We start from the raw sequence: 26,449 nt of genomic DNA, 5'->3' as shown, positions 1-26,449 counted from the left end.
ATCACACCGCCAGGTGGGCGGCGAAGAAGCCGTCCAGCTTCTCGACGGCGGGCGTGACGTACTCGTCCTTGTCATAGAGGTCGACGTGCGAAGCGCCCTCGATCCACGCCAACTCCTTTGTTCCGGAAGCCTTTTCGAACGCTTCCACGCTCATCCAGGACGTCACGGCCGCACGCCCGACGATCAGCAGCAGGGGACGCGGAGCGATCAGGGCGACGGATGCGAACGTGTCGGAGGCGGCGATGCGATCCACGCTGGTCCAGGTCAGCGCCTTGGCCGAGCGGGGGTGCTGGGCGCGCGGAGTGCAGTAGTACTCCCAGCCCTCGTAGACGTGCGGGCCGCCCGCGCGGGCCTCCTCCTCGGTGGTGGGGAAGACCGGGAAACGCTGGACGTCCGCACCACGGGCCTCCGCGGTGCGGGCCGCGGAGGCGGCGGCCAGCATGCCCTCCACGACGGCCACGTCCTGCGCGCCGTCCGCGCCGAGCCGGAACTGCCGTGACATGTCTACGGCGCTGACCGTGCCCACGGCCCGGATGCGCGGGTCGGTCGCGGTCGCCGCCAGGGCGTAACCGCCGGAGGCGCAGATGCCCAGCACCCCGATGCGGCCGGGGTCCACCTCGTCGAGGGTGCCGAGGAAGGAAACGGCGGCCTTGAGGTCCTCGACCCGCTGCCCCGGATCCTCCAGATCGCGCGGCTCGCCCTCGCTCTCGCCCTGGTAGGCGGCGTCGAAGGCGAGCGTGACGAACCCGCGCTCGGCCAGCAGGCGGGCATACAGGCCGGAGGCTTGTTCCTTCACCCCGGTGCCGGGATGCCCGACCACGATCGCGGGACACGGCACCCCCGGCGTCTCTTCGTCCGGGGTGTAGAGGTGACCGGCGAGCTTCAGGCCCGCGCTGAGGAAGGTGACGTCGGTACGCATGGGATGCACTCCAGTCGGAGGTGGGGGAGCCGGTGTACGGCCATGCCCCCACCGTCACGCCACCCCACCCCGCGCCACCAGGGACGGCTCTGCCTATGCGGTTCTGTACCAGGCACGCACGCGCGGCCCCGACGACACTGGAGGCATGACAGACCCCGACGCGTCCCTCTCCGGCAACGAACTGGGCGACTTCCTGCGCGCCCGCCGCGCGGAACGCGACCCGCACGAGGCGGGCTTCCCCGACGACGGCCGGCTGCGCCGCGTACCCGGGCTGCGCAGGGAGGAACTGGCCCATCTCGCGCACGTGAGCGTCGACTACGTCGTCCGCCTGGAACAGGGCCGCACCCGCCGGGGCTCCCGCGCCGTCCTGGACGCGCTCGCCGACGCGCTGCACCTCGCACCGGACGAGCGCGCCTACCTCCTCACCCTGGCCGAGGTCGCCCCCGGCGCGGTCGCCCGACCGGCCGGACGGCCCGAAGTCGCCCCACGGCTACGGCAGTTGCTGGACACGATGTACGACGTCCCGGCGATGGTGCTGCACCGGGGCATGGACGTACTCGCCTGGAACCGCGCGGCCTCGGCACTCCTCACCGACTTCGGCGCCCTGCCCCAGGCCGAGCGCAACCTGATCCGGCTCACCTTCCTCGACGCCCCCTTCCGCGCCCTGTACGCCGACTGGCCCCGGGCCGCCCGCGAGTGCGTCGCCGTCCTGCGCATGGAGGCGGGCCGCACCCCGCACGACCCCGCGCTGACCGCCCTGGTCGCCGAACTCGGCGTCCGCGACCCGGACTTCCGCACCTGGTGGGCCGGCCACCAGGTGCGCGGACCGCGGCAGCTCACCAAGACCTACCTCCATCCGGTCGCCGGTGAACTCACCCTCGACGTCCAGCAGTTCACCGTCGACACCCACCCCGAGCAACTGCTCGTCGCCTACACCGCGCCACCGGACTCGCCCTCGCGGGAGGCGCTGCGGTTCCTGCTGCAGTGGGCGGGCCTCACCAGCACGCAGGCGGGGTGAGCGGGGGGCTCAGCCGCCGACCGGCGCGCCCGCCACCGCCGCACTGCCCGGAAGGGGTGTACGGGCGGGCCGTTCGGCCAGGACGTCGAGGATGTTGTCCACCGCCAGGTCGACCATCGCGGCCCGGGTCGCCTCGGTGGCCGATCCGATGTGGGGGAGCGTGATCACGTTCGGCTCGGCGACCAGCGGGGACAACTCCCGTCCCATCGGCTCGCGTTCGAAGACGTCGAGCCCGGCGGAGTGCAGCCGTCCCTCGCGGACGGCGTCGAGCAGGGCCTCCTCGTCCACGACCCCGCCGCGCGAGGTGCTGACCAGCGTGGCCGTGGGCTTCATCGCGGCCAGCTCGCGGGCCGAGATCAGATGGCGGGTCTCCTCGGTGAGCGGTACGTGCAGCGACACCACGTCCGCGTCGGCCAGCAGGGCGGCCAGGCCGACCGAGGTCGAGAGGTCGTCGTCGGGGGCGTACGGGTCGTGGTGGATCACCCGCATGCCGAAACCGTGCGCCCGGCGGGCCACCGCGCGGCCGATCTGGCCGTAGCCGATCAGGCCGAGGGTGGCGCCGTGGACGTCAAGGCCGAGGTAGTCGTGCATCCGGAACAGTTCCCAGGAGCCCTCCGAGAGGCTCGCCCCGGCCGCGCCGAGCCTGCGGCGGGCGGCGAGGATCAGCGCGAAGGTGAGGTCGGCGGTGGTCTCCGCGAGCACGCGGGGCGTGTGCGTGACGACGATGCCGCGTTCTGCGGCGGCGGCCCGGTCGACGTTGTCGAAACCCATGCTGGCGAGGGCGACGACACGCAGAGAGGGGCCCGCCGCGTCCATCAGGGCGGCGTCCACCGGGTCGTTGCCGAGGGCCAGTACGCCGCTCGCCCCGGGGGCGAGAGCCGCGAGGTCGGCCGGTCCGGGCTTGCCGGCACCGGGCCAGGCGACCAGTTCCGCGCTCGCGGAGAGGCGTTCCAGACCTTGGCCGGGCAGGTTTTCACGGGTGGCGAGGACACGCTTCTTCATGTGCTTCTCCAGTGACGAGCCGCGTATTGCCGACCGGGCGAATAATTTCGAGGAGGTTTCGAAGAAAGCTAGCCGCGGCGGTCACCGGAAACAAATAACGGATTCTTGTGACGCTATTGGTCGTCGTTATTCTTGTCGCCGGCGATCAGCTCCAGGAAGAGATCGTGCACCGCCAGGGCCGGCTCCGAGAGCGGCTGATTGTCCGACGTGACCACGGACAGTTTGACCTGGATGACCGGTTCCACGATCCGCCGCACGGACAGGGCACGGACATCGAGAATGGCCCGCGCGGCCGACCACGGCAGGACCGTCGCACCGAGGCCCGCGTCCACCGCGTTGACGAGGGTCAGCGCCGACTCCACCTCGCCCACCACGTTCAGCCGCAGCGACGCCTGCTGGAAGGCCGCGTCCACCACCTGCCGGATCGTGTGGATCCGGCTGGGCAGCAGCAGCGGCAGGCTCGCCAGCTCCTCCAGGCGCACCTCGCCCTTCCCCTGCGGTGCCGCGTCACCTGGCGCCTCGATCAGGAAGAGGTCCTCGGTACGGACCGGCTCGAACTGCACACCCCGCAGCGGCCCGGCGCCGTAGATGAACGCCATGTCCATCCGGCCGGTCATGATCGCCTCGCTGATCACCCCACCGAAGTTCTCGTTGATGTGCAGCAGGATGTCCGGGTAGCGCTCGCGCACGCTCTTGAGCAGCGGCAGCGCGAGGGCCGCGCCCAGGCTGTACGGCGCGAGGCCCACCGACACGCTGCCCGCGGGGGCCCGGCCGGAGACGTCCACAGCCGCCTGCGCGAGGTCCACCTGCCGCAGGATGAGCTGGGCGTGCCGGTACAGCGCCCGGCCCGCCTCGGTCGGGGCCACCCCGCGTTTGCTGCGGATCAGCAGTTGCTGCCCGAACTGCGCCTCCAGGGCCGACAGTTGCTGGCTCAGCGCCGGCTGGGCGATGTGCAGGATGTCGGCCGCGCGCGTGATGCTCCCCGCGTCGATGATCTTGATGAACGAGTAGAGACGTCTGGTGTCCATGCGCGGGGCCTTCCAGGTGGAGCGAAGCCTCATCGTAGGGAGGGATCACCCCGAAGCACAGCCCCGGCGAGTGGAGGGTGTGAGGGGAGTCATAGCCGTTCGCGATAACGCCAGACCGAACGGATATTGGCGATCACGCGACGGGCCGAATAAGTTGTGCGGAACATCCAGGGCATCCCCGTCCCTCAATTAATCTCCCCGCAGAATTCCCTTTCCCGGAGTTCCCCATTACCGCATTCTCTCCCGGAGGACGTCATGACCCCCATGGTTGATCTCGTCGCCGATCTCGGCGAGGGATTCGGCGCCTACACAATGGGCGACGACGCGGCCCTTCTGGAGATGCTGACCTCCGCCAACGTGGCCTGCGGATTCCACGCGGGCGATCCTCGCATCATGGACGCGACCGTGCGGACCTGCGTGGAGAAGCAGGTCGCCGTGGGCGCCCACCCCAGCTTCCCCGACCTGGTCGGCTTCGGCCGCCGCGCGATGGACCTCACCCCGGAGGAGGTCCGCACCGACGTGCTCTACCAGATCGGCGCCCTCCAGGCCTTCGCCGTCGCCCACGGCACCCGGGTCCACCACGTCGCCCCGCACGGCCGCCTCGGCAACCTGGTCGCCGTACGCGCCGACTACGCCCGCGCCGTCGTGGACGCCGTGGCCGCCCTGGACGAGTCACTGATCGTCCTCGCGCAGGACGGCGAGCTGGCCGACGCGGCCCGCGCCCGCGGCCTGCGGGTCGGCATCGTGGGCATCGCCGACCGCGCCTACCGCGCCGACGGAACCCTCGTCCCGCGCTCCGAGCCCGGCGCGGTGATCCACGACCCGGACGAGGTCGCCCGCCGCACCCTGCGCATGGTCACCGAGGGCGTCATCCGCAGCGTCGACGGCACGGACGTCCAAGTCGCCTGCGACACCGTCCTGTTGCACGGCGACAGCCCCGGCGCGATCGCCCTGGCCGGTCGCATCCGCGAGCAACTCCTCACCGCAGACATCGAGATCACCTCCCTCGACAAAGTCCTCAGCGGCAGGGACAGCTGACATGAACGGCAACGTCACCATCGCGGACTGCGGCGACTCCGCCCTCGTCGCCAAGGCCGTAGGCCTGGACGCCGAACCCGCCTGGCGGCTCGTCCACGCCCTCGCCGACGCCCTGAACGCCGTCCGACTCACCGGCGTCCACGACGTGGTGCCCACCTACGACGCCCTGCTCGTCGAGTTCGACTGCACCGCCACCGACCACGCCACCGTCCGCCACGTCCTGGCCCACGAGGCGGCCCGCCTCGGCCCGCACCCCGCGCCGACAGCGCCCCCGCGCCGCTTCGTCGTCCCCGTCGTCTACGGCGGCGAGTACGGACCGGACCTGCCGGAGGTGGCCGCCCAACTCGGCCTGTCCGAGGGCGAGATCATCGCCCTGCACTCCGGAACCGACCTCACCGTCCGCTGCCTCGGCGCACCCGCCGGCGCCCCGATGACGGACGGCCCGCCGTTCCCGAAGCCGGTGCCTCGCCTCGCCTCGCCCCGCACCCGCGTCGACGCCGGTTCGGTCGCCGTCGCCGGACGGCAGGCGGTCATCTGCCCGATGCCCTCACCCGGCGGCTGGCCGCTCCTGGGCCGCACCCCGGTGCGCGTCCTCGATCTGCACAGCGACCCGATCACCGCGTACCGGCCCGGAGACACCTTCCGCTTCCGGCCCATCGAACCCCAACAGTGGGACGAATACGCCGACTTGGCCCTGGGGGACTTGGCGGACTCGGTGGTGGGGCATGGCTGACACCCTCACCGTCCGCACCGCCGGCATCGTCACCGTGCAGGACCTCGGCCGCGTCGGCCGCTCCCGTTACGGACTGCCCGCCAACGGTGCCGCCGACCAGCACTCGGCGCGCGTCGCCAACGTCCTGTGCGGCAACGACGACCGCGCCCCGCTGCTGGAGATCACCGCCCTCGACTTCGCGTGCATCCCCTCCGGCGACATCCTCATCGCCGTGACGGGCGCCCCCGCGGACGTCACCGTCGAAGGTGTCGTACGACCGCAGTGGGAACCCGTCCCGGTACGCGCCGGCGAGACCATCCGCGTCACCGGCATCCGCCGCGGACTGCGCGTCTACCTCGCGGTACTCGGCTCGTTCGAGGCCGACCACCTCCAGGGCAGCTGCGCCCCCGACACCATCCTGGGCTTCGGCCCGCCCCTGAGCGCCGGCGACGAACTCGCCCTGCGCACGGCCTGCCCGCCCATCGACCACCCGTTCTCGCGCATCCCGCTGTTCCGCCTGAACGCACCCGTCCCCCCGTTCCCCACCAGCTGGACCATCGACGTCACCGACGGCCCCGACCGGGCCGAGTTCGGCGACACGGGCCGGCGCCTGTTCGACGCCCCCTTCACGGTCACCCCGCGAAGCAACCACATCGGCCTGCGCCTCCAGGGCGCAGTACCCCGCCGCGTCACCAAGGGCGAGGTGCTCTCCCGGGGCGTCCCCATCGGGGCCGTAGAAGTTCCCGCCGGGGACGAACTCCTCGTACTCCACCGCGGTCGCGGTGTCACGGCCGGCTACCCCGTCCTCGCCGTCGTCACCGCCACCGGTCTGTCCGCCCTGGGGCAGGTGCGCCCCGGCCAGACCATCCGCTTCCGCCACCGCACCCTCGACCAGGCGGTCACCGCCCACCGCGCACAACGCCACGCGATCGACGCCCTGAGAACCAGGGTCCGCACAGCCTTCGAGGCACTGCGCATCCGCGCACCCGCGGGGGCTTGACCACCCGCCCCTCTTCAACACAGGCCCGCTCTGAAGGGGCGCGGGGAACTAGCACCCGCGGGGGCTTGACCACCCGCCCCTCTTCAACACGGGCCCGCTCTGAAGGGGCGCGGGGAACTGCGCGACCAGCCCCCACCGGCCCGCACGAAACCCACATCCGCTCCCCCCACCCGCACATAACTCACCCGCACACAAAACCCACCCGCACCCGCTCCCCGCTCACCCGCTGGAAGCACCCCGCACGGAGCCCCGTAACGCCCCTCATCCCACGCCTGCTGCCCAGACAGGAGACGCCATGAGTACCGTGGCCGCTCAGCCAGTCCCCAACACGGTCGATCCCAGAACCGCCCGCAAGGTCACCCTCGCGGGCTGCGTCGGCATCTTCGCCGAGCTCTACGACAACGGCATCTTCGGCTTCATGGCCGGATCGCTCGCCGCCGTCTTCTTCCCCAACACGGACAACGCGACCGCCGTCCAGTTCGTCTTCCTCGGCTACGCCGTCTCCTTCTTCTTCCGCCCCCTCGGCGCCGTCATCTGCGGCCACCTCGGCGACCGCATCGGACGCCAGCGCATGCTGGTCTTCGTCATCCTCCTCATCAGCGCCGCCACCGCGGCCATCGGCGTACTGCCCACCTACGCGAGTATCGGCGTAGCCGCCCCCGCCCTGCTGATCCTGCTCCGCGTGGCGCAGGGCTTCTCCGTCGGCGGTGAGGCCTCCGGCGCGATGAGCTTCCTCGCCGAGCACGCCCCGGAGGGCAAGCGCGGGCTCTACACCAGCTACGCGCAGATCGCCTCGTTCCTCGCCCTGCTCACCGGCACCCTGGTCGCCGCCGCGATGACCAGCGGACTCGGCTCCGCGCGCATGGAGTCCTGGGGCTGGCGCATCCCGTTCCTGCTCGCCGTCCCGCTCGGCATCGCCGGCATCTACATCCGCAAGCGCATCAGCGACACCCCGAACTTCACGCGCCTGAAAGAAGAGGACGGCCTCTCCAAGAACCCGCTCAAGGAGGCCTTCGCGTCCGCCGAGCACCGCCGCGCGATGCTGCTGGCCCTGTTCATCCCCCTGATGAACGGCTCCGGTTACTACGTCCTGTTCAGCTACATGCCCACCTTCATGAGCAGCGAGCTGAACTTCAGCAAGGTGCAGGGCCTCCTCGTCACCGCCTCCAGCCTGGTCGCGATCTGTTTCGCCATCCCCTACATGGGCCGTCTCTCCGACCGCGTCGGCCGCAAGAAGGTCCTCGCCGGAGCCGCCGTCGCGATGGCGATCGTCGGCATCCCCTGTTACCTGCTGATCGGCACCGGCAACGTGGCGCTCGCCGTGATCGGCGCCTGCATCATGGCGGTGGTGTTCGCCGGCCACACAGGCGTCATCCACATCCTGCTCGTCGAACTCTTCCCGACCCGGGTGCGCTACTCCGCCTACGGCCTCGGCTACAACGTCTCCTCCGCCCTCTTCGGCGGCACCGCCCCGCTCCTGATGACCTACCTCATCGACCGCACGGGCAACGTCAACATGCCGGCCTTCTACGCCGTGATCACGGCCCTGGGCACGCTCCTCGCCGTGTCCAAGGTGAAGGACCGCGCCCACCTGCCCCTGCGCGACGCCTGACAGCCCCAGGCATCCCGGCACCCGCACGCCCGCGCACCCCCACCCCGCACCCCGCACAACAAGGAGCACCTCAGCATGCCCATCTCCGACTACAGGACGGCCCTCGTCACCGGAGCGTCGACCGGCATCGGAGCCGTGGTCGTCGAACGGCTCGCCAAGCGCGGCCTGGAGGTCCACGCCGTGGCCCGCAACGCCGACCGGCTCAACACCCTTGCCGACGAGACCGGTTGCATCCCCCACGCCGTCGACATCACCGACACCGAGGCGCTCACCGCCGTCCTCGACGGCCTGGAGATCGACGTCCTCGTCAACAACGCGGGCGTCTCCCGCACCGGCAACATCCTCACCGCCGACGAGTTCGCCGTCGACGAGCAGATCGCCGTCAACATCCAGGCCGTCCTGCACCTGGTCCGCCTGCTCATGCCCGGCATGGTCGAGCGCGACCTCGGCCACATCGTCAACATCAGCTCCATCGCCGGCGTCTACAACTTCGGCGGCAACACGATCTACCACGCCACCAAGGCCGCCGTGCACACCCTCTCCCGCCAGCTCCGCGTCGACGGCTACGGCCGCCGCGTCCGCGTCAGCGAGATCTGCCCCGGCCGCGTGGAGACGGAGATCTTCGGCCGCCTCCTCGGCGACATGGAGGCCGCCCAGCGCGAGTTCTACGACGGCTACGAGTCCCTCAAGCCCGAGGACATCGCCGACGCCATCGAGTTCGCCGTCGACGCGCCCCGGCACGTGAACATCGGTCACATCGAGATCCTGCCCACCTTCCAGGTGCCCGGCGGCCTCAACTTCGAGCGCAGGGAGGGCTGATCACATGAAGACGGCAGAACGGCTCCGCCGTATCAAGCCCTCCCCGAGCACGGCGGCGGCCCAGCGCGTCCGCGAGCTGAAGAGCCAGGGTCTCACCATCCTCGACCTCACCGTGGGCGAGCCCGACTTCGACACCCCCGACCACGTCAAGGCCGCCGCGATCCGGGCCATAGATGCGGGCGAGACCAAGTACACGCCGGTGAACGGCACTTCGGTACTGCGCGCGGCGATCTCCGGCAAACTCCGCGAGCGTCACGGCCTGGAGTTCACGGACAGTCAGATCACCGTCGGCGGGGGCGCCAAGCAGGTCATCTTCCTCGCCCTGATGGCCACGCTGGACGAGGGCGACGAGGTGATCGTCCCCGCGCCGTACTGGGTGTCGTACCCGGACATGGTCCGCGCCAACGACGGCACGCCGGTCATCGTCGACTGCCCGGAGGCGGAAGGTTTCAAGCTGACCCCGGAGCGGCTGAGTTCGGCCCTCACCGAACGCACCCGCTGGGTCGTCCTCAACACCCCGGGCAACCCCACCGGATCCGCCTACACCACCGCCGAACTCCACGCTCTCGCCCAGGTGTTGCTGGCCCACCCGCACGTCGGCGTCCTCACCGACGAGATCTACGACGCGATCTGGTACGGCGACGAGGAGGCCCCGTCCCTCGCGGCCGTCGAACCGGGCCTGGCCGACCGGGTGTTCCTCACCAACGGTGTCTCCAAGACGTACGCGATGACGGGGTGGCGCATCGGGTACGGGGTCGGTCCGGCGGACCTGGTCACCGCGATCAACACCCTTCAGTCGCAGACCTCTTCGTGCCCCTCTTCCGTGAGCCAGGCCGCCGCTGCCGCCGCGCTCACCGGACCGCAGGACTTCGTCCAGGACACCGTGCGCGTCTACCGCGCCCGCCGCGACGAGACCGTGAAGCTCATCAACGACGTGCCCCAGCTCAGCTGCACGATCCCGGACGGCGGCTTCTACCTCCTGGTCAACTGCCAGGCGGCGATAGGGCAGTTCACGCCCACCGGCACCCGCATCGAGAACGACGAGGACTTCGCCCTGCACCTTCTCGACAGCCGGCAGGTGGCGGTGATCCACGGAGCCGCGTACGGCGCGCCCGGCTACTTCCGTATCTCCTTCGCCACGTCGACGGACGTCCTCACCGAGGCCTGCGAGCGCATCGCGACGGCGTGCGCCGCACTGACCGACGCCCCCTCCGAGCCCTCCGCCTGAAAGGCCATCATGATCCGCGTCAGCACCAAGTTCGACCGGCCGGAGCCCGACCTGGTCAAGCAGTTGAGCGTCTTCTCCTCGGCCACGATCCATGAGGCGCAGGGCCGCCTCGGGGCGCTGGACTCGGCCATCAAGCCGGTCGACCACACCATGTCCCTGTGCGGCCCCGCCTTCACCGTCCAGTGCGCGCCGCGCGACAACCTGATGCTCCAGACCGCCATCGCCTACGCCCGCCCCGGCGACGTCGTGGTCGTGTCCGCCGGCAACTACGAGGAGGCGGGCTCCTTCGGCGACGTCCTCGCCAACGCCTGCCAGTCCAAGGGCCTCGCCGGTCTGATCACCGACACCGGCGTCCGCGACACCGAGGACCTGCGCGCCCTGGGCTTCCCGGTCTTCTCCCGCAGCGTCTCCATCAAGGGCACGGTCAAGGAGACCGTCGGCCCCATGTGCGAACCGATCACCGTCGGCGGCGTTCTCGTCCGCCCCGGCGACATCATGCGCGCCGACGCGGACGGCGTGGTCGTCGTCCGCCGCGAGGACGCCGCCGAGGCGGTCACGGCCTCACAGGAACGGATCGACGCCGAGGCGGGATTCATCGCCGCGTACCGGGCGGGCAGGACGGTGACCGAGATGTGCGGTCTCGCTCCGGTGCTGGCGGCGAAGGGCCTGGTGATCGAGGAGTAGGACCGGTCCGTTGGGTGGCGCTCGCCGCCCTGGGCCACGTTCAGATGTCCGGCCGCCATGTCCCCACGTGGGCACTGGCCGCCCGGACTCGCTGTGACCGGAGACGCCGCCTGGCCCCTGGCGGGCCGTGAACGCGGGCTCCTGCTGATCGTGACCCTCGTGGTCGCCACGCAGGCCGCCCTCCACTCGGACATGGGCCACATGTCGGCGTCCACCACCGCCGGGGGCACGACCTCGTCCGCCCTGCTCTGCGGTCTGTGGCTGACGTACGGCGAACGCGCCGCGTCCCGCGGGCCGTCGCCGGACGCCTGGCAGCTCCGCTACGACTGCTGCTCGCGCTCCCCGCCCTGCCGCGCCGCCCGCGTTCCGACCGGGCGCCGCGGCTTCTCCTTCTCGTCCACGCGATCACCTCTCGGGGCCCGCCGCTGGGGATCGCTGTCGTCCGACGACAGTCGGCCCCCGGGCTGCCGGCCCTGCTGCCGGACGACCGTCGTGAGACGTTCCTCCTCACCCGACTCCTCGGTCTGTCTCAGGCCGTCGCCGATGAGTCCTGCGTATCGGCGACCAGGTCCGGGAACAGCGCGCACATCGCCTCGCGTTGGGCCGGGCCGACGAACTGGGTGAGGGCCCGCTTGACCGTCTCGGAGAGGGTTTCCGACGCCTCCGTCAGCAGCCGTCGGGCCTTCTCCGTGAGCGCGACCTCGACCCCGCGCTTGTCCCCGCAGACCGACTTGCGGGTGACCAGGCCCGCGTGCTGGAGACAGGCGATCTGATACGTCAGCCGGGTCTTCGGGCGGCCGAGCAGCTCGGCGATCCGGGTCATGCGCAGCCCCTCGGGCTGCTCGGCCAGCAGGCACAGCACCAGGAACTCGTCGTGCGAGACGTCGAGGTTCCCCTTCACGACCGAGCGCAGCTCCTGCTCCACCGCGCCGGTCGCCGCCAGCAGCAGCATCCAGGCCCGCAGCTCGGGCGGGAGCAGTCCGCCGCCCTGCGAGGAGGGACATCCGGGCTGGTCGGCAGGGTGCTCAACAGGGTCGGCCATGGCTCTGAGTCTACCTGTTGTCCAATTTTGGAGGAGATGGTTGTCCAGATTTGGATAATGGGCTAGCGTGAGGCTCATACAAATTTGGACTACTGGAACCAGTGGGAGAGATCATGACCGTCGCCGTCGAAACCGGGGTGTGGCAGCTCGACCAGGCCGCCTCCACCGTGGGCATCAGCCACAAGACGATGTGGGGCCTGGTCAACGTGAAGGGCGCCTTCGGCACCGTCACCGGTCAGGGCGAGGTCCGGCCCGACGGGTCCGCGATCGGGACGCTGACCCTGGCCGCCGCCTCCCTGGACACCAAGAACGCCAAGCGCGACAAGCATCTGCGCTCCGCCGACCTCTTCGACGTCGAGAAGTTCCCGGAGATCACCTTCGCGGTGCGCAGCGCCGAGCTGACCGGCGACACCGTGCACGTCGTCGGTCAGCTGACCGTCCACGGCATCAGCCGCCCGCAGACCTTCACCGCCCGGCTCAAGGACGCGAGCGGCGAGGCGCTCACCCTGGACGCCGAATTCACCGTGGACCGCGACCAGTTCGGCCTGGGCTGGAACCAGCTGGGCATGCTGCGCGGGCTGACCACCGTGACCACCACGCTGCGTTTCCTTCGTACCGCCGCCTGACGGAACGTCAACCCGCGGGCTGCAGCCGGACGTCCGAGCTGGAGAGCGTCTGCGGGGTCGCGGTGAACGCGCGCACCCGGATCCGGACCTTCTTGTGGGGGAGGGTGAACTTCCCCCCGGGCGGCTGGAGTTCGATGCGCTCGGTGCTGTGCGCGGGCAGTGTCGTCGGGCCGCCCACCTGCGACCAGAACCTGCTCATGCCCTGACCCGTGGTGAGCATGTAGTGGGGCGAGAGGGCGCTGCCCGACGAGTTGGTGACCTGGACGGTCAGCCGGGTCACGACGGTGGGTGCCGCGCGCCGCACCCCGGCGAGCTTCATGCTCATCGGCGGTGCCCCCGTGGCCGCCACGGCGGCGCTCGCCAGCGCGGGCGTGAGCAGTAGCACGGCCGCCGCGACCCTGGCCCGACGGCGCTGCGGGCCGGACAGCACCCGGGGGCGCGGCTGCCAAGCGTCACGGAACTCCGAGAGCGGTGTGGTGACCGCCGCCGCCAGCCACAGCGGGGTCATCATCAGGTAGTAGCCGTCCTGCGAACGGGTCGCCAGATAGAAGGCGCACCAGGGCAGGACGGTCGCCGCAGGGCCGAGCCGCCGTACGAACAGCACGAACACGGCGAGTAGCCCCGCCGCCAGCAGCATGCTCGCGTGGGAGTACCAGTCGAGCCGGTCGCTGCCGTTCGTGAAGTACAGCGAGATGTCCACCAGGCCCTGGCCGTGCACCACCGCGCCCTGGGTCAGCGGCAGCGCGATGCCCGCGATCCAGGTGCCCGGCTCGTGCACGATGAAGTACGTGTTGATCAGCAGCCATACGGTGAGCGCGACCCCGGTGATCCGCAGCAGCACCAACGCCGCCTGCCTGGCGCCCAGTTCACCGCGCCGCACGGCGTAGATGCCGGCGAGCAGGAACGGCGTGAGAAACCAGGGGAGTTGCTGCGCCGCGCAGGCCGCCCCCAGACACGCGGCCTGGGCGATCCCGGCGCGGCCGAGCCGGCCGCCCCTGCCGATCCGGGGCCAGCGGATCACCACCGGCACCAGCAACGCCATGGCCAGGACGGCGGGATAGCCCTGCCGGCCGTAGGTCGGCAACAGGCCGAGGCCCAGGCACGCGATGGTGGCCGCCGAGCGCCACGGGGTGGGCAGCAGCCGCCACATGAGGACCGCGCCCGCGATGAGCGCACCGGTGGCGACGGCCGTAGCGGGGGCGCCGCCGTGCCCGATCCACAGCAGGGGCGCCGTCAACAGCGTTTCCAGCGGCGGATATCCGTAGGTGTAGTCGTAGCCGCCGGTCACGGTCGGGGTCAGCGCGACGCCACCGGAGTGGAAGAGCCACGGCCAGGGCTGTCCGTAGACCGGGTGCCCGGCGACCAGTTCCTTGGCGGCCTGGGTGGTGAGGACCGCCTCGTCGCCGCCGTTGTGGAACACCGACCACGCGGACAGGGTCAGCAGGACCGCCGTCACCAGGACGACGAGGTCGATCCGGGCCAACGACCGTGCCCTGCGCACCACCAGGGCCAGTACACCGCACACCAGAATCGAGACGTAGCAGAGGGACACGGCCGCCGCCACGACGAGCCGGTGGCCGGCGGCCTGCGTCCACACCGGGCGGACACCGATGAACAGACTGATGTCGGCAAGCAGGGTGAGGATGCGGTGCCACTGCGCGGGAGGTTCCGGGGCGGACACCGCCGACTGTGTCCGCCGACCGGGTGTCACCTGTGGTGTTTCTGCCAAGTGCACAACACAGGAGGCTATTCGGCCCTGGTGAGCGGGGTGTCGCGCATCGTGAAGAGTCGGGTGTGAGGGCGGTAAGAAGTCCGCTTTTGTGGCGGGAAAGCAGCAAAAGCGAACGTCATTGTTCAACTGGCCGAAGCCATCGGTTCATTCAGTAAACATCGCGCACATACCGTTTCGCCGCCGCCAGTTGCTTCACGTACGAGGCCGCCTCGGCCTCGTCGAGACCGCCGTGCGCGACCGCGATGTCACGCAGCGCCCGGTCCACGTCCTTCGCCATCCGCGAGGCGTCACCGCACACATAGAAGTGGGCGCCCTCCTGCAGCCAGTGCCACAACTCGGGCCCGTGCTCACGCATCCGGTCCTGCACATACACCTTGGCCCGCTGGTCCCGGGAGAAGGCCGTGTCGAGCCGGGCGAGCGTGCCTTCGTCGAGCAACTCCGTGAGTTCCTCCTCGTAGTAGAAGTCCGTCGCGCGGTGCTGCTCGCCGAAGAACAGCCAGTTCGGCGCCGCGTGCCCGAGCGCGCGCCGCTCCTGGAGGAAGCCGACGAACGGCGCGACGCCCGTGCCCGGCCCGACCATCACCATCGGCGTCCCCGCGTCGGTGGGCGGCCGGAAGTGCGGCGACCGCTGTACGAACACCGGCACCTCCGTCCCCGCCGCCACATCGGCATCGGCCAGGAACGGCGAGCAAACGCCGCCGCGCGGACGGCCGTCGAGGTTCTCGTAGCGCACCACCGACACCGTCAGCGACACACTGTGCGGGTCGACGAGCGGGCTGGAGCTGATCGAGTACAGGCGCGGCTGAAGCTTCTTGAGGACCCCGGCCCAGTCCTCCGCGTCCGCCTTCACCGGGTACTCGGCGAGCACGTCCACCGCCTGCCGCCCCCAACTCCACTGCGCGAGCCGGTCCTTGTTGTCGGGCCGCAGCAGCCTGCGCAACTCCCGGTCGTCCCGGGCCCGTTCGGCCACGAAGCGGAGCAGGTCCGGCGTGATCCGAGTGATGTCCAGCTGCCGGTACAGCGCCTCGGCGAAAGGGAACTCGCCAACACCCGCCACCTCTACGGCCGTTGAGGCATCGGCACCGGTGGCGGCGAGCCATTCGTCCACCAGGGAGGGGGAGTTGACCGGCCGCACGCCGAGTGCGTCACCGGTCTCGTACGTCAGGTCGGCGCCGCTGGTGTCGAAGGTGAACCGGCGGACTTCCTTGCCCGCGCCGGGTCGGCTGAGCAGCCGGTTGCCCACGAGACGGGCGGCGGTGAGGGTGTGTTTCGGGGTGCGGGGCCGTGATTCCGAGGTCTCGGTATGGGTGCCCAGCGCGTTGAGTACCTGGCCCAGCCACGCGTCCGCCGACGGCTCGAAGTCCGGCTCGCAGTCCGTGCGCGGGGTCAGCCGCACGCCGCCCAACTCGTCGAGCCGCGCGTCCAGTCGGCGCCCGTGCCCGCAGAAGTCGTCGTACGACGAGTCGCCCAGGGCCAGTACCGCGAACCGCACTCCGTCCAGCCGGGGCGCCTGCTCGCCGGCGAGCGCGTCCCAGAAGCCGGAGCCGTTGTCGGGGGCGTCGCCGTCGCCGAACGTGCTGGTGATGAAGAGGAGATCGGCGTCGGCCGGAAGCGTACCGACGTCGGCCTGGTCCATGCCGAGCAGACTCGCCCGGTGTCCGGCCGAGCCCAGCCGCTCGGCGGTGGCCGCCGCCAACTCCTCGGCGTTGCCGGTCTGCGAGGCCCACAGCACGACGATCTGCCGCCCGGCCCGCGGCTGTTGCTGCCGTTCCTGTGGGGGAGCGGCCGTCGACCTCGAATACATCCCGGCGAGAACACCGTTGACCCACAAGGCGTGTTCGGCGCTGAACGGCGCGTCCGGCGGAAGCGTCGGCACACCCGGGGCGCCGGACTCGATGCCCGCGAGGAAGCCGGTCAGATAGACGCGTTCCTGCGCGGTGAGCACGGGCGGCGGGGCGGGATCGAGCCCGAAGGGATTCTCGCCCGTCGTGACAGCGGAAGGGGTCACGGAGGTCGGCAGGACCACCTCCGGCTGTGCCGGTGGCGCGCCGGCCACCTTCGCCAGCGACACCGCGCACACCTTGAACTCCGGCTGGAACGACACCGGATCGACCGCGTCGCTCGTCACCGCGTTGACGCATCGATACTCGCCGAAGAGGTCGTTCCAGTGGAACGGCGCGAAACAGCCTCCGGGCCGTACCCGGTCGGTCACCACGGCCGGCAGCACCGCCCGCCCCCGCCGTGACGCGACCTCCACCGAGTCGCCCTCCGCGATCCCCAACTCCTGGGCGTCCTGCGGATGCAGCTCGACGAAGGGCCCGGGGTTCAGCTTGTTGAGCTTGGCGACCTTGCCCGTCTTCGTCAGCGTGTGCCACTGGTGCTGAAGGCGCCCAGTGTTGAGCACGAACGGATAGTCGTCGTCCGGCAGTTCGGCGGCCGGCATGTGCGGGCGAGCGTGAAACACCGCCCGCCCACCGGCAGTTGGGAACCGCAGCTCACCACCTCCCACATACCGGATGGGATTGCGGTCCGGCCCGTCCTCCGCCGCCGGCCACTGCACCGGCGTGGACCGCAGCCGCTCGTAGGTCACCCCGCGCAGATCCCACCCGGTCACCGGGTTCCAGAACTGCCGTATCTCCTCGAAGACTTCCTCTGCACTGTCGTAGGAGAAGCCCTTCTCGTACCCCATGGCGCACGCCACGGCGGCGATGAGCCGCCAGTCGGACGTCGCCTCGCCGGGTGGGTCGACGACCGGGCGGGCGAGGGTGAGGGTGCGCTCGCTGTTGACGAGGACGCCCTCGGACTCCGTCCACAGTGCGCCGGGGAGGACGATGTCGGCGTACGCGTTGGTCTCGGTGTCGGTGAAGACGTCCTGGGTGACGACGAACTCGGCTGCTTCCAGGCCCTCGATGACGGTGCGTCGGTTGGCGACGGAGGCGACCGGGTTGGTGCAGATGATCCAGCAGGCCTTGATCTCGCCGTCGGCCATCTTCTGGAACATCTCGACGGTGCCCCGGCCGACGCCGTCCGCGCGGATGGTGTCGGGCGGCAGGCCCCACACCTCCTCGGTGAACTCCCGTTCCGCGTCGACCAGTACGGACCGCTGGCCCGGCAATCCCGGTCCCATGTAGCCCATTTCACGGCCGCCCATCGCGTTCGGCTGGCCGGTGAGGGAGAACGGCCCGCTGCCCGGGCGGCAGATGGCGCCCGTCGCGAGATGCAGGTTGACCAGGGCGTTGGTGTTCCACGTCCCGTGCGTGGACTGGTTGAGCCCCATCGTCCAGCAGCTCATCCACTCGCCCGCCTCGCCGATCAGCCGGGCCGCCGTACGGATGTCGTCCTCCGCGAGACCGGTGAGGGCGGCGACGGCGTCCGGCGCGTAGTCGGCGAGGAACTCGGGCAGTGCCTCCCAGCCCTCGGTGTGTGCGGCGATGAACTCCTGGTCGGTGTGCCCGTTCTCGTGCAGCAGGTGCAACAGGCCGTTGAGCAGGGCGAGATCGGTCCCCGGCGCGATCTGCAGGAAGAGGTCCGCCTTCGCCGCCGTGGCGGTGCGGCGCGGGTCGACGACGATCAACTTGGCGCCCGCCTTGACCCGTTCCATCATCCGCAGGAAGAGGATCGGATGGCAGTCGGCCATGTTCGAGCCGATGACCAGGAACACGTCCGCCCGCTCGAAGTCCTCGTACGAGCCCGGCGGGCCGTCCGCGCCCAGCGACGACTTGTAGCCGGCACCCGCACTCGCCATGCACAGTCGGGAGTTGGACTCGATCTGGTTCGTCCGCACGAACCCCTTGGCCAGCTTGTTCGCCAGGTACTGCGCCTCCAGGCTCATTTGCCCGGAGACGTAGAAGGCGACCGCGTCCGGCCCGTGCTCGTCGACGATCTTCCGCAGCCGGCGCGCGGTCTCGGCGACGGCGTCCGCGACGGGCGCCGGCCTCGGCTCCGCGCCCCGCTCGTCCCGGACCAGCGCGCTGCTCAGCCGGCCCGGCGCGGCGAGCATCTCTGCCGTGGTCGCGCCCTTGGTGCAGAGCCGCCCCGCGTTCGCCGGGTGCGCCTTGTCGCCGGACGCCTTGAGGACCGTACGCCTGCCGTCGGGACCCGCCCCGACGTCGAGCAGCATGCCGCAGCCCACACCGCAGTACGAGCAGACCGTTCGTACCTGCTGTGTCCGAAGGCTCGTCGTCATGCCGTAGACGCTACGAATTGCCCGTTACGCCGATGTCACACGGCTCGATCATGAGGGGTTACGCGCGCTGCACAACCGGCTCGGGGCCGGTGTGAGATGTGCCCGATCTTGTCGCGGAGTGTGTCGCTGTTGAGCCGAACGGGTGACAGTGCGCAACAATTGCCGGATGCAGACTGCCAGCGCGACCCAGGACGGAGCATGCCGGTGAACAGCCACGATGTCACCGACGAACAGTGGGAGGGGCTCGCGCAGGTAGTGCCGCTGCGAGGCCGGGACGCCTGGCCGTCCGCCGTGAGCCACCGGGCCATACCCGAGACCGAGCCGCGCCGCCGCTTCGTCGTCCTCCGCGTGAATGTGTTCGGGGACGCCCGCGAGGTCGCGGAGACCCTGATGGCGGGCATACCGGTGCTCCTCGACCTGACCGGCGCGGAGACCGAGGTCGCCAAGCGGGTGCTCGACTTCAGCACGGGCGTCGTCTTCGGCCTGTCGAGCGGGATGACCCGCGTCGACCGGAATGTGTTCCTGCTCACACCGCCGGGGACGGAAGTGCGGGAGCTGATGGAGGGGGCGGGGGTTCCGGGTGTGTGAGTCCGCCCGGTGACGGGAGCGATGAGAGCGGCGGGGGCGATCCCCCGATCGTAGGAAGGTCGCCGGGACGGAACGGTTCGCCCGACGGCGGAGGCCTACGGTCCGGATATGGCCGTGTCCCCGCAGTCCCCGCAGTCCGCTCCGCCGTGCCAGCCCCGCGTGCCGCCGCAGGCACAGTCGCCGCAGGCCGCCTCACCCCGGCCGGCATCGGCGGGCCCTGAGTCCAACCCCGACCGGCCGCACCTCACCGAGCTGAGGCTGTCGGCGTTCGCCACCCACCGGGGCGCCGGGTTCCCGCTCGGGCCGCTCACCCTCTTCGCCGGGTCCAGCGGCTGCGGCAAGACGAGCGCGCTGCGGGCGTACGAGGCACTCGCGCGGCTCGGCGGCGGAGGCGAGGTGAGGGACGTCTTCCCGGACCCGGTCGCGTGCGTCCCGGACCGGGCCCGCCCCGATGCCCAGCGCCGGCGCGGCTTCCGCATCGGCTGTACGGCGGACGGACCCGAGGGCCCGGTACGGCTCGACGTCGCCGTCCAGGCCGAGCCCGAACTGCGCATCGTGGGCGAGCGGTTGACGTCGGGCGGCCTGGTCCTCCTGGAGACCGCCCTGCGCGACCCGGCCCGCCGCTCGGTACAGGCCGCCTGGCACACGGCGGGCTCGTCACCGGTCACCCGTGCTCCGCTGCCCGACGACCGCCTCGGCACCGCCCTGCTGCCGCTGCGGGTCGCCGGCAAGACGGACGGACAGCGACAGGTCCTCGCAGCCGCCGAGCAGATGGTGGTCGCCCTGCGCTCCGTCTTCTCCTGCGACCCGGCGCCCGAGCGGATGCGCGCACCCGTGCCGATCGGCGACGGGCGGCTGCTGCGGGACTGTGCCAACCTCGCCGACGTGCTGTGGCGCACCCGGAGCGAGTGCGGACGACGCCACGACCAACTTGTCGCGGCCGTCCGCACCGGATGCGCCGGAGCAGTGGCGGACGTGCTCGCGGAACCGCTCGGCGACGGTCTGCTCAGGGCCGTACTCGACCGGGGCGACGGCCCGCGGACCGGCTTCGAACGGCTCGGCGACGGTGAACTCCGTTACGCCGCACTCGCGTTGGTGCTCCTCACCGGCCCCGGCGTCCTGGAGGTGGACCCGCCGGGCGAGATCCCGGCCGCGATGCAGACCCTCACCGTCCTCGCCGACGGCCTCGACCGCGGGCTCGACGTACGGCAACGGGCCGAACTGCTGCGGCTCGCCGCCCGGATGTGCGAGCGCGGGCACATCAGGCTGGTCGGCGCGGTGAGCGACGCGTCCTGGGCCGACGGGGTCGAGGGGGTCACGGTGGTACACCTGGAGCCGTGACAGAACATCTCGACGTGGCGAAACTGCAGCGCAGACTGGCCGAGTTCGCCGCCGCACGGAACTGGCAGCCTTACCACACCCCCAAGAACCTCGTCGCCGCGCTCAGCGTGGAGGCCTCCGAACTGGTCGAGATCTTCCAGTGGTTGACCCCCGAGGAGTCCGCGCGGGTCATGGACGACCCGGACAGCGCGCACCGGGTGCGGGACGAAGTCGCCGATGTGCTCGCCTACTTGCTGCAACTGTGCGAGGTGCTCGGCATCGACCCGCTCGCCGCGCTGGAGGCGAAGATCGACCGGAACGAGGACAGATTCCCCCGGCCGTAATGGACAAGTTGGGGGAGTCGGCGCGTCCATTTTCACTCTCCGGAGTCATTCATCTGTCCGCAACCGATTTGTTGTCCACAGATTTCCGCCTTCCTCTGGCTTTTCGTCTCAGGAACTCTCACTCTGGGTAGTGGACTAGGGAGTTCGGGCGGACGTGCGAACAGCACGTCGGGATATGACGGGGGCAGTGCATGGACGCGATGCGGCTCATCGTGACGAGCAGGCGTGCCCTGGCCGGAAGCGGCGACGTAACGCAGACCATGACGGAGGTGTGGCAGGCGCAGGCCCTCGCCCAGGCGATCGGCAGCCGCCTCGCGGTCTTCGGTCCGCCCGAACTGCGCGGTGAGGCACTGGGGTTGACCGAGCTGGCGGGCCGGGGCTGCGGCGTCCTGGACACGCCGGTGCTCGCGATAGAGGACTTACGGGCGGCGCAGCTCACGGAGTTGGGCGATGCCCGGCTCGCTCTCCTCTGCCTGGGCGGCCTGCTCGGCGAGGTCGGCATCGCCCTGGTCGGCATCGCCTGCGCGGCGGACGACGAGGGCACGTACTGGCAGTGCATGGAGGCGATCGACGCGGCCGACGAGTCGCGGGACCGGGTCCTGGAGATGCTGCGAAGACTGGCGGACCGGCAGCGGGCGGAGATACCGGAGCGGGAGGCGGGGTGACCGAGACGTCCGCCTCCGGCGCCGCAGAAGCGTCAGGCGGTTGCGCCGCCCTCCTCGGCGGACACCGACCCCGTGCTTCCGGCCGACTGCAGGTCCGCGTCGAGGGCGGACAGGTCCGCGTTCAGTGACGCCATCAGCTCCTCCATCTGCTGCAACAACCCCTTCGGTTGCGCAGGCCCGCCCTGCTGCGGCACGGCTTCTACGGACATGACGGCCTCCTCGGCCCGTGGCCTCCGAGAGCGGAGGCCGATGCAGGTGACGCCCCGACGTCGCCTTGCCGGTGCGGGAATCCGGGCGGTCCGGCTCCGCCCGAGCCAACGATCACCACCGGGGCGGGGCACTGGCACGGGCAGTCCCCGTGCGCACGGTTGACGCAATTTCACCCGACCGGGCAGGAGTGGGGCCGGAGGGACCGGTGGGGTTGGCCGGCACCCCGGCGTGCAGGATGGAGGCATGGATCTTCGCATCTTCACCGAGCCCCAGCAGGGGGCCACCTACGACACCTTGCTCGCCGTGGCCAAGGCCACCGAGGACCTCGGCTTCGACGCCTTTTTCCGCTCCGACCACTTCCTCAGCATGGGCTCCGGCGACGGCCTCCCCGGCCCCACCGACGCCTGGCTCACCCTGGCCGGCCTCGCCCGCGAGACCAGGCGCATCCGCCTCGGCACCCTGATGACGGCCGGCACCTTCCGCCTCCCCGGCGTCCTCGCCATCCAGGTCGCGCAGGTCGACCAGATGTCGGGCGGCCGGGTCGAACTCGGCCTGGGCGCGGGCTGGTTCGAGCAGGAGCACAAGGCGTACGGCATCCCGTTCCCCAAGGAGAAGTTCGCCCGGCTGGAGGAGCAGCTGGCGATCGTCACCGGCCTCTGGGAGACCAAGCCCGGCAACACCTTCGACTTCCACGGCACGTACTACGACCTGACCGACTCGCCCGCGCTGCCCAAGCCCGCGCAGTCCAGGATCCCCGTGCTGATCGGCGGCCACGGCACGAGCCGTACCCCGAAGCTGGCCGCTGAGTACGCCGACGAGTTCAACATCCCGTTCGCCTCGATCGAGGACAGCGAGCGGCAGTTCGGCCGGGTCCGCGCCGCCGCCGAGGCCGCCGGCCGCAAGGCCGACGACCTGATCTACTCCAATGCCCTCGTCGTCTGCGTCGGCAAGGACGACCAGGAGGTCGCCCGCCGCGCCGCCCTGATCGGCCGCGAGGTCGACGAACTCAAGGCCAACGGCCTGGCGGGCTCCCCGTCCGAGGTCGTCGACAAGATCGGCCGCTACGCCGAGACCGGCTCCCGGCGCATCTACCTCCAGGTCCTCGACCTCGACGACCTGGACCACCTGGAGCTGATCTCGTCCCAGGTGCAGTCGCAGCTGTCGTAGCACCGCGAAGGCGGGGTACTGAGCCCCGCCGACCCCCTCCAAAAAAATGTGTCACTTTCGGTGGAAAGTGACACACTTTTCCAGAACCCCTACCTCGCCCCCGCACCGGCGGAGGCCGCCGCCGGCACCCCCGCGCCGACGGCCGGCCGCCGGCCCGGGAGGAACGCGGCCAGTGCCAGGGCCGACAGGGCCGCTGCCGAACCGATGCCCATGATCACGCGGAAACCGTTGTGGGAGGGGACCGCCAGCGAGCCGAACGTCGTCGTCATGTGCGCCAGTACGACTCCGGCGACGGCGCTGGAGGCGGAGGTACCGATGGAGCGCATCAGGCTGTTGAGGCTGTTCGCGGCGGCCGTCTCGGACAGCGGCACGGCCCCCATGATGAGCGCGGGCATCGCGCCGTAGGCAAGACCGACCCCGGCGGAGATCACACAGCACACCACGACGACCTGCCAGACCGCGGCCAGCATGACGACGCCGAGGCCATAACCGGCGGCCACGACGAGCGCGCCCAGCATGAGGGTGACCCTGGGCCCGGCCGCCGCCGAGATCCGGGCGGACAGCGGCGCCGTGGCCATCATCACCAGGCCGGAGGGACCGAGCGTGAGACCCGCCGCGAGCACGCTCTGGCCGAGGCCGTAGCCGGTGAGCGTGGGCAGTTGGAGCAGTTGCGGCACGGCCAGCGACATCGCGAACATGGCGAAGCCGAACATCACGGACGCGAGGTTGGTCAGGAGCACCTGGCGCCGCGCGCTGGTGCGCAGATCGACCAAGGGCCGGTCGGTGCGCAACTCCCACCAGCCCCACACCAGCAGCACCGCGACGGCCACGACGAACAGTCCGGTCGTCGTCCCGCTGCCCCAACCCCAGTCCGCCCCTTTGGAGACGGCGAGCAGCAGACACACCAGACCGATCGACATCCCGACGGCGCCCACGACGTCGAACCGGCCTCCGCTGCGCACCGCCGACTCCGGTACGAGCGCCACGACGAGCGCGGTCACGACGGCACCCAGCACCGCCGCCGTCCAGAACAGCACATGCCAGTCCGCCTTTTCGGCGATGAACGCGGCCGTCGGCAGCCCCAGCGCACCGCCCACCCCGAGCGACGCGCTCATCAGCGCGGTCGCCGATCCCAGCCGCTCCGGCGGGAGTTCGTCGCGCATGATGCTGATGCCGAGCGGGATGACCGCCATCGAGAAGCCCTGGAGCGCCCGTCCGACGATCATCGGCGCGAGCGAGTCGCTGAGCGCGCCGACCACCGAACCCACTATCAGCAGCACGAGGTTGAGCAGCAGCATCCGCCGCTTGCCGTACATGTCCCCGAGCCGCCCCACCACCGGGTTGGCGACGGCACCGGCGAGCAGGGTCGCGGTGATCGCCCAAGTGGCGTCGGACGGTGAGGAGTTCAGCAGCTTCGGCAGCTCGGGCACGATCGGGATGATCAGCGTCTGCATCAGCGAGACGGTGATCCCACCGAGGGCCAGGACCCAGACGACGGCGCCGGAGCGCGAGGGCCCGGACCCCTCGGCGGGCGGGGTGGGGACGGCGGACGCGGACATGGCGAAGCCTCCGGCTGATGCGTACGACACGAGGCTGAACGAAGCGAGTCTGGCATGTTTTTCGTACGCCATACGCAAAATAAATGGAGCCGGGCTCGGAAACTGCCGGAGCGGTAGCCTTCCCCTGTCCGGGCACGGCTGTCGCGGACGGAGAGGCACAACGGATGACGCAGGTGGCGACGGGTTCCGGCCGCCGGGGCAGGGGGCGCCCGCCCCGGCTGTCACGGGAGCGGATCGTCGAGGGCGCGGTCGAGGTACTGCTCGCCGAACCGGCCGTCTCCCTCACCATCAAGCGGGTCGCGGACATCGTCGGCGCCGCCCCCATGGCCCTCTACCGCTACTTCCCGGACCGCGACGCCCTCCTCCAGGCCGCCGCCGACCACGTCCTGGAGGCCATGCGCCGCGACCCCATCCCCGACGGCCCCTGGCCCGACCGGCTCCGTGCCTGGATGCGCGCCGGGCAGGCAAACCTCCGCCCCTACCCCCAGCTCATGCCGTACATGACGACGACCCGGCACCCCGCCTGGACCCCCGGCCTGACCCGGCTGCGCGAGATCCTCCTCCCGGCCGGCCTCTCCGCCGAGGACCTGGCCCTCGCCGTGACCCTCATCTCCTCGACGCTGCTCGGCAACGCCGTCTACGAGGGCTACCGCAGACCCGACGAGGAAATGACCGCCCTCCTCGACGACGCCCCCGCCCCCGACCCCACGACGGACCCCCTCCGCCCCCTCCTCGCCGACCTTCCCGCCGCCCACGCCCGCCTCTTCGACACGATCCTCGACCAGACGGTCACGACGGTGGAAGGCCTGGCCGGGGAGTCCGCGCGATAACCGAGCGGGGGCCGCCGTCTCCCCTACGGCCTGGTGCGGGCCGCGCAGCAAGGCTGACCCGAGGGGGTGGTGTGCCGGCTCGCCGCCGCCGGGGAGACACCGGAGGCGCGGGCCAGTAGGACACTGAGCGGTTCGGTGGAGGAGCACAGGCCGGGAGAGCCCAGTGTCTCGCGGTGCGGGGAGCAGACCAGAACCTGTGGGAGCGCGGGGTCGCCCTGGGCCGCCCGTCGGCCGCATCGTGCACACCCGCCAAGCCCTGCCCGCCGTACTGCCCGTGAACTTCTGTCTGGACCACGACGGCGCGGTGCTGCTGCGTACCTCCGCGGCCTCGGAGCTGGTGCGTGCGATCGACGGCTCGGTCGTCGCCTTCGATGCCGACGAGGTCGCAGCGGTCGGCAGCTGCTTCCGGACCTTCGCTCGGGCACGCGTGGGTTTGGTCGGCCGGCTCGTCAGGAACTACCCGGCGCAGTTGGGCCGCGAGGCGCTGCGCGAGACGGGGCTGCACCTGACCGGCTCGGACTCCCCGGCACCTTCGCCGAGCGTCTCATCAACCGGTCCACGGTCGTCCGCGACTGTGCGAGCGGGAAGATCTTCCGCACCGGCATCGAGGACATGTTCCCCAAGGTGCGCGCCATGGCGACGGCTTGGCGGCTGGAAGTGCCCACGCCCGAGACCGGCCGGTTCCTGTGGCGCTGGGGCCGGAGAACGTCATGGGCACCGTGCAGGTCCACAGGACGTGCCCGAGCGCTACCAGCAGCCCCTCGCCGGTCACGTAAAGACGCGCGCGGTGCTGGTCGAGGAGGAGAAAGCCGAGCAGACACAGCTTCCCGGCGGGTTCGCATCCTGCGGGCGGGGTGATTCCTGCGGCTGCGGCGTGAAGAGCGTCCGTGAGGTCGAACTCGGGGCCGTTCTCCAGGAGCAGCCCCGTGTTCTCCGCGGCCACGACGGGGATGCCGTGCCCGGTCACGCGCTTGAGTTTGATGCGGACGTTGTTGATGTTGTTCGGCACCAGGTCCAGGTCCATTGCCTCGAACACGTTCCTCGCCCGTAGCGGAGCGTCGGCTTCGGCGAACACGGCCATGATCCGCTGGTAGACGGGGCCGCCCGGCAGGGCCGGAGT

Annotated in this window: 24 protein-coding genes and 2 pseudogenes; 17 read left to right on the top strand and 9 right to left on the bottom strand. The window is 70.9% G+C overall.

Annotated elements, in window-relative coordinates; all coding sequences use genetic code 11:
• Window position 1: 1 nt before the first annotated feature.
• Entirely contained in the window at window positions 2–919 is a 918-nt protein-coding gene (locus OH768_RS14035; RefSeq protein WP_406453549.1) for an alpha/beta hydrolase, read from the bottom strand.
• Window positions 920–1,064: 145 nt separating this feature from the next.
• On the opposite strand from OH768_RS14035, the gene OH768_RS14030 reads away from it, so the two are divergent.
• The gene (locus tag OH768_RS14030) at window positions 1,065–1,937 is read left to right on the top strand and encodes a helix-turn-helix transcriptional regulator (protein WP_406453547.1); all 873 of its coding nucleotides are present in this window, start codon (window positions 1,065–1,067) and stop codon (window positions 1,935–1,937) included.
• Window positions 1,938–1,946: 9 nt separating this feature from the next.
• Here OH768_RS14030 and OH768_RS14025 read toward each other — a convergent pair whose 3' ends face one another.
• Together OH768_RS14025 and nac are read right to left on the bottom strand one after the other, a co-directional pair.
• The gene (locus OH768_RS14025) at window positions 1,947–2,939 is read right to left on the bottom strand and encodes a 2-hydroxyacid dehydrogenase (protein WP_406453545.1); all 993 of its coding nucleotides are present in this window, start codon (window positions 2,937–2,939) and stop codon (window positions 1,947–1,949) included.
• A 113-nt stretch (window positions 2,940–3,052) separates the two neighbouring features.
• Window positions 3,053–3,967, bottom strand: a complete 915-nt coding sequence (gene nac / locus OH768_RS14020) for a nitrogen assimilation transcriptional regulator NAC (protein WP_406453543.1) — start codon at window positions 3,965–3,967, stop codon at window positions 3,053–3,055.
• 255 nt (window positions 3,968–4,222) lie between these two features.
• Here nac and OH768_RS14015 point away from each other — a divergent pair, with 255 nt between their 5' ends.
• The 8 genes and pseudogenes from OH768_RS14015 to OH768_RS13980 form a co-directional block, all read left to right on the top strand.
• Window positions 4,223–5,005, top strand: coding sequence for a LamB/YcsF family protein (locus tag OH768_RS14015; RefSeq protein WP_406453542.1), 783 nt, complete (start codon window positions 4,223–4,225; stop codon window positions 5,003–5,005).
• 1 nt (window position 5,006) lies between these two features.
• Window positions 5,007–5,738, top strand: a complete 732-nt coding sequence (locus OH768_RS14010; RefSeq protein ID WP_406453540.1) for an allophanate hydrolase subunit 1 — start codon at window positions 5,007–5,009, stop codon at window positions 5,736–5,738.
• Window positions 5,731–6,717, top strand: coding sequence for a biotin-dependent carboxyltransferase family protein (locus tag OH768_RS14005; RefSeq protein ID WP_406453538.1), 987 nt, complete (start codon window positions 5,731–5,733; stop codon window positions 6,715–6,717). The genes OH768_RS14010 and OH768_RS14005 overlap by 8 nt, the downstream gene beginning before the upstream one ends.
• A 295-nt stretch (window positions 6,718–7,012) precedes the next feature.
• Window positions 7,013–8,329: an MFS transporter gene (locus tag OH768_RS14000; protein WP_406453536.1), complete on the top strand. Its 1,317-nt coding sequence runs from the start codon at window positions 7,013–7,015 to the stop codon at window positions 8,327–8,329.
• A gap of 75 nt (window positions 8,330–8,404) precedes the next feature.
• A complete protein-coding gene (locus OH768_RS13995) occupies window positions 8,405–9,148 on the top strand; it encodes an SDR family oxidoreductase (RefSeq protein WP_200713645.1) in 744 nt (247 codons plus the stop codon).
• Window positions 9,149–9,152: 4 nt separating this feature from the next.
• Complete coding sequence (locus tag OH768_RS13990) at window positions 9,153–10,376, top strand: aspartate transaminase (RefSeq protein ID WP_406453534.1); 1,224 nt, start codon at window positions 9,153–9,155, stop codon at window positions 10,374–10,376.
• Window positions 10,377–10,385: 9 nt separating this feature from the next.
• Window positions 10,386–11,060 carry a 4-carboxy-4-hydroxy-2-oxoadipate aldolase/oxaloacetate decarboxylase gene (locus OH768_RS13985; protein WP_406453532.1) on the top strand — a complete coding sequence of 225 codons (675 nt, stop codon included), beginning with the start codon at window positions 10,386–10,388 and terminating at the stop codon, window positions 11,058–11,060.
• 44 nt (window positions 11,061–11,104) lie between these two features.
• A pseudogene (locus OH768_RS13980) lies at window positions 11,105–11,503 on the top strand (hypothetical protein); the annotation flags it as partial.
• Between the two features lie 86 nt (window positions 11,504–11,589).
• Here OH768_RS13980 and OH768_RS13975 read toward each other — a convergent pair.
• Window positions 11,590–12,102 (bottom strand): MarR family winged helix-turn-helix transcriptional regulator, encoded by a 513-nt coding sequence (locus tag OH768_RS13975; protein WP_406453530.1) that lies wholly within the window; start codon window positions 12,100–12,102, stop codon window positions 11,590–11,592.
• 113 nt (window positions 12,103–12,215) lie between these two features.
• Between OH768_RS13975 and OH768_RS13970 the strand changes: the two genes are divergently transcribed.
• Window positions 12,216–12,728, top strand: coding sequence for a YceI family protein (locus tag OH768_RS13970; RefSeq protein ID WP_406453528.1), 513 nt, complete (start codon window positions 12,216–12,218; stop codon window positions 12,726–12,728).
• A gap of 7 nt (window positions 12,729–12,735) precedes the next feature.
• On the opposite strand, the gene OH768_RS13965 is transcribed toward OH768_RS13970, so the two are convergent.
• Both OH768_RS13965 and OH768_RS13960 read right to left on the bottom strand, forming a co-directional pair.
• Window positions 12,736–14,409 (bottom strand): hypothetical protein, encoded by a 1,674-nt coding sequence (locus OH768_RS13965; protein WP_406453526.1) that lies wholly within the window; start codon window positions 14,407–14,409, stop codon window positions 12,736–12,738.
• 199 nt (window positions 14,410–14,608) lie between these two features.
• On the bottom strand, window positions 14,609–18,646 hold the full coding sequence (locus tag OH768_RS13960; protein WP_406453524.1) for a molybdopterin-dependent oxidoreductase: 4,038 nt from the start codon (window positions 18,644–18,646) through the stop codon (window positions 14,609–14,611).
• 198 nt (window positions 18,647–18,844) lie between these two features.
• Here OH768_RS13960 and OH768_RS13955 point away from each other — a divergent pair, with 198 nt between their 5' ends.
• From OH768_RS13955 to OH768_RS13940, 4 genes are all read left to right on the top strand, one after another.
• Entirely contained in the window at window positions 18,845–19,234 is a 390-nt protein-coding gene (locus OH768_RS13955) for a cell division protein SepF (protein ID WP_406453522.1), read from the top strand.
• A 108-nt stretch (window positions 19,235–19,342) separates the two neighbouring features.
• Window positions 19,343–20,575, top strand: coding sequence for an AAA family ATPase (locus OH768_RS13950; RefSeq protein ID WP_406453520.1), 1,233 nt, complete (start codon window positions 19,343–19,345; stop codon window positions 20,573–20,575).
• Window positions 20,572–20,898: a nucleotide pyrophosphohydrolase gene (locus tag OH768_RS13945; protein ID WP_262063276.1), complete on the top strand. Its 327-nt coding sequence runs from the start codon at window positions 20,572–20,574 to the stop codon at window positions 20,896–20,898. The genes OH768_RS13950 and OH768_RS13945 overlap by 4 nt, the downstream gene beginning before the upstream one ends.
• 191 nt (window positions 20,899–21,089) lie before the next feature.
• Window positions 21,090–21,563: a DUF6099 family protein gene (locus OH768_RS13940; protein WP_406453518.1), complete on the top strand. Its 474-nt coding sequence runs from the start codon at window positions 21,090–21,092 to the stop codon at window positions 21,561–21,563.
• A 32-nt stretch (window positions 21,564–21,595) separates the two neighbouring features.
• Here the strand turns inward: OH768_RS13940 and OH768_RS13935 are convergent, their stop codons facing one another.
• Window positions 21,596–21,772, bottom strand: a complete 177-nt coding sequence (locus OH768_RS13935; protein ID WP_406453516.1) for a hypothetical protein — start codon at window positions 21,770–21,772, stop codon at window positions 21,596–21,598.
• A 244-nt stretch (window positions 21,773–22,016) separates the two neighbouring features.
• On the opposite strand from OH768_RS13935, the gene OH768_RS13930 reads away from it, so the two are divergent.
• A complete protein-coding gene (locus OH768_RS13930) occupies window positions 22,017–22,940 on the top strand; it encodes an LLM class F420-dependent oxidoreductase (RefSeq protein WP_406453514.1) in 924 nt (307 codons plus the stop codon).
• A gap of 89 nt (window positions 22,941–23,029) precedes the next feature.
• Here OH768_RS13930 and OH768_RS13925 read toward each other — a convergent pair whose 3' ends face one another.
• On the bottom strand, window positions 23,030–24,499 hold the full coding sequence (locus tag OH768_RS13925; RefSeq protein ID WP_406453512.1) for an MFS transporter: 1,470 nt from the start codon (window positions 24,497–24,499) through the stop codon (window positions 23,030–23,032).
• A 164-nt stretch (window positions 24,500–24,663) separates the two neighbouring features.
• Here OH768_RS13925 and OH768_RS13920 point away from each other — a divergent pair, with 164 nt between their 5' ends.
• Both OH768_RS13920 and OH768_RS13915 read left to right on the top strand, forming a co-directional pair.
• The gene (locus OH768_RS13920; protein WP_406453510.1) at window positions 24,664–25,329 is read left to right on the top strand and encodes a TetR/AcrR family transcriptional regulator; all 666 of its coding nucleotides are present in this window, start codon (window positions 24,664–24,666) and stop codon (window positions 25,327–25,329) included.
• Window positions 25,330–25,552: 223 nt separating this feature from the next.
• A pseudogene (locus OH768_RS13915) lies at window positions 25,553–25,720 on the top strand (pyridoxamine 5'-phosphate oxidase family protein); the annotation flags it as partial.
• Between the two features lie 156 nt (window positions 25,721–25,876).
• Here OH768_RS13915 and OH768_RS13910 read toward each other — a convergent pair.
• Window positions 25,877–26,410, bottom strand: coding sequence for a hypothetical protein (locus OH768_RS13910; RefSeq protein WP_406465827.1), 534 nt, complete (start codon window positions 26,408–26,410; stop codon window positions 25,877–25,879).
• Window positions 26,411–26,449: the final 39 nt, after the last annotated feature.

This window comes from Streptomyces sp. NBC_01622 (genome assembly GCF_045209635.1).
GTDB lineage: Bacteria > Actinomycetota > Actinomycetes > Streptomycetales > Streptomycetaceae > Streptomyces.
Note: the sequence above shows the minus strand (reverse complement) of the source record. Positions and strands in the feature narration are given on the sequence as shown.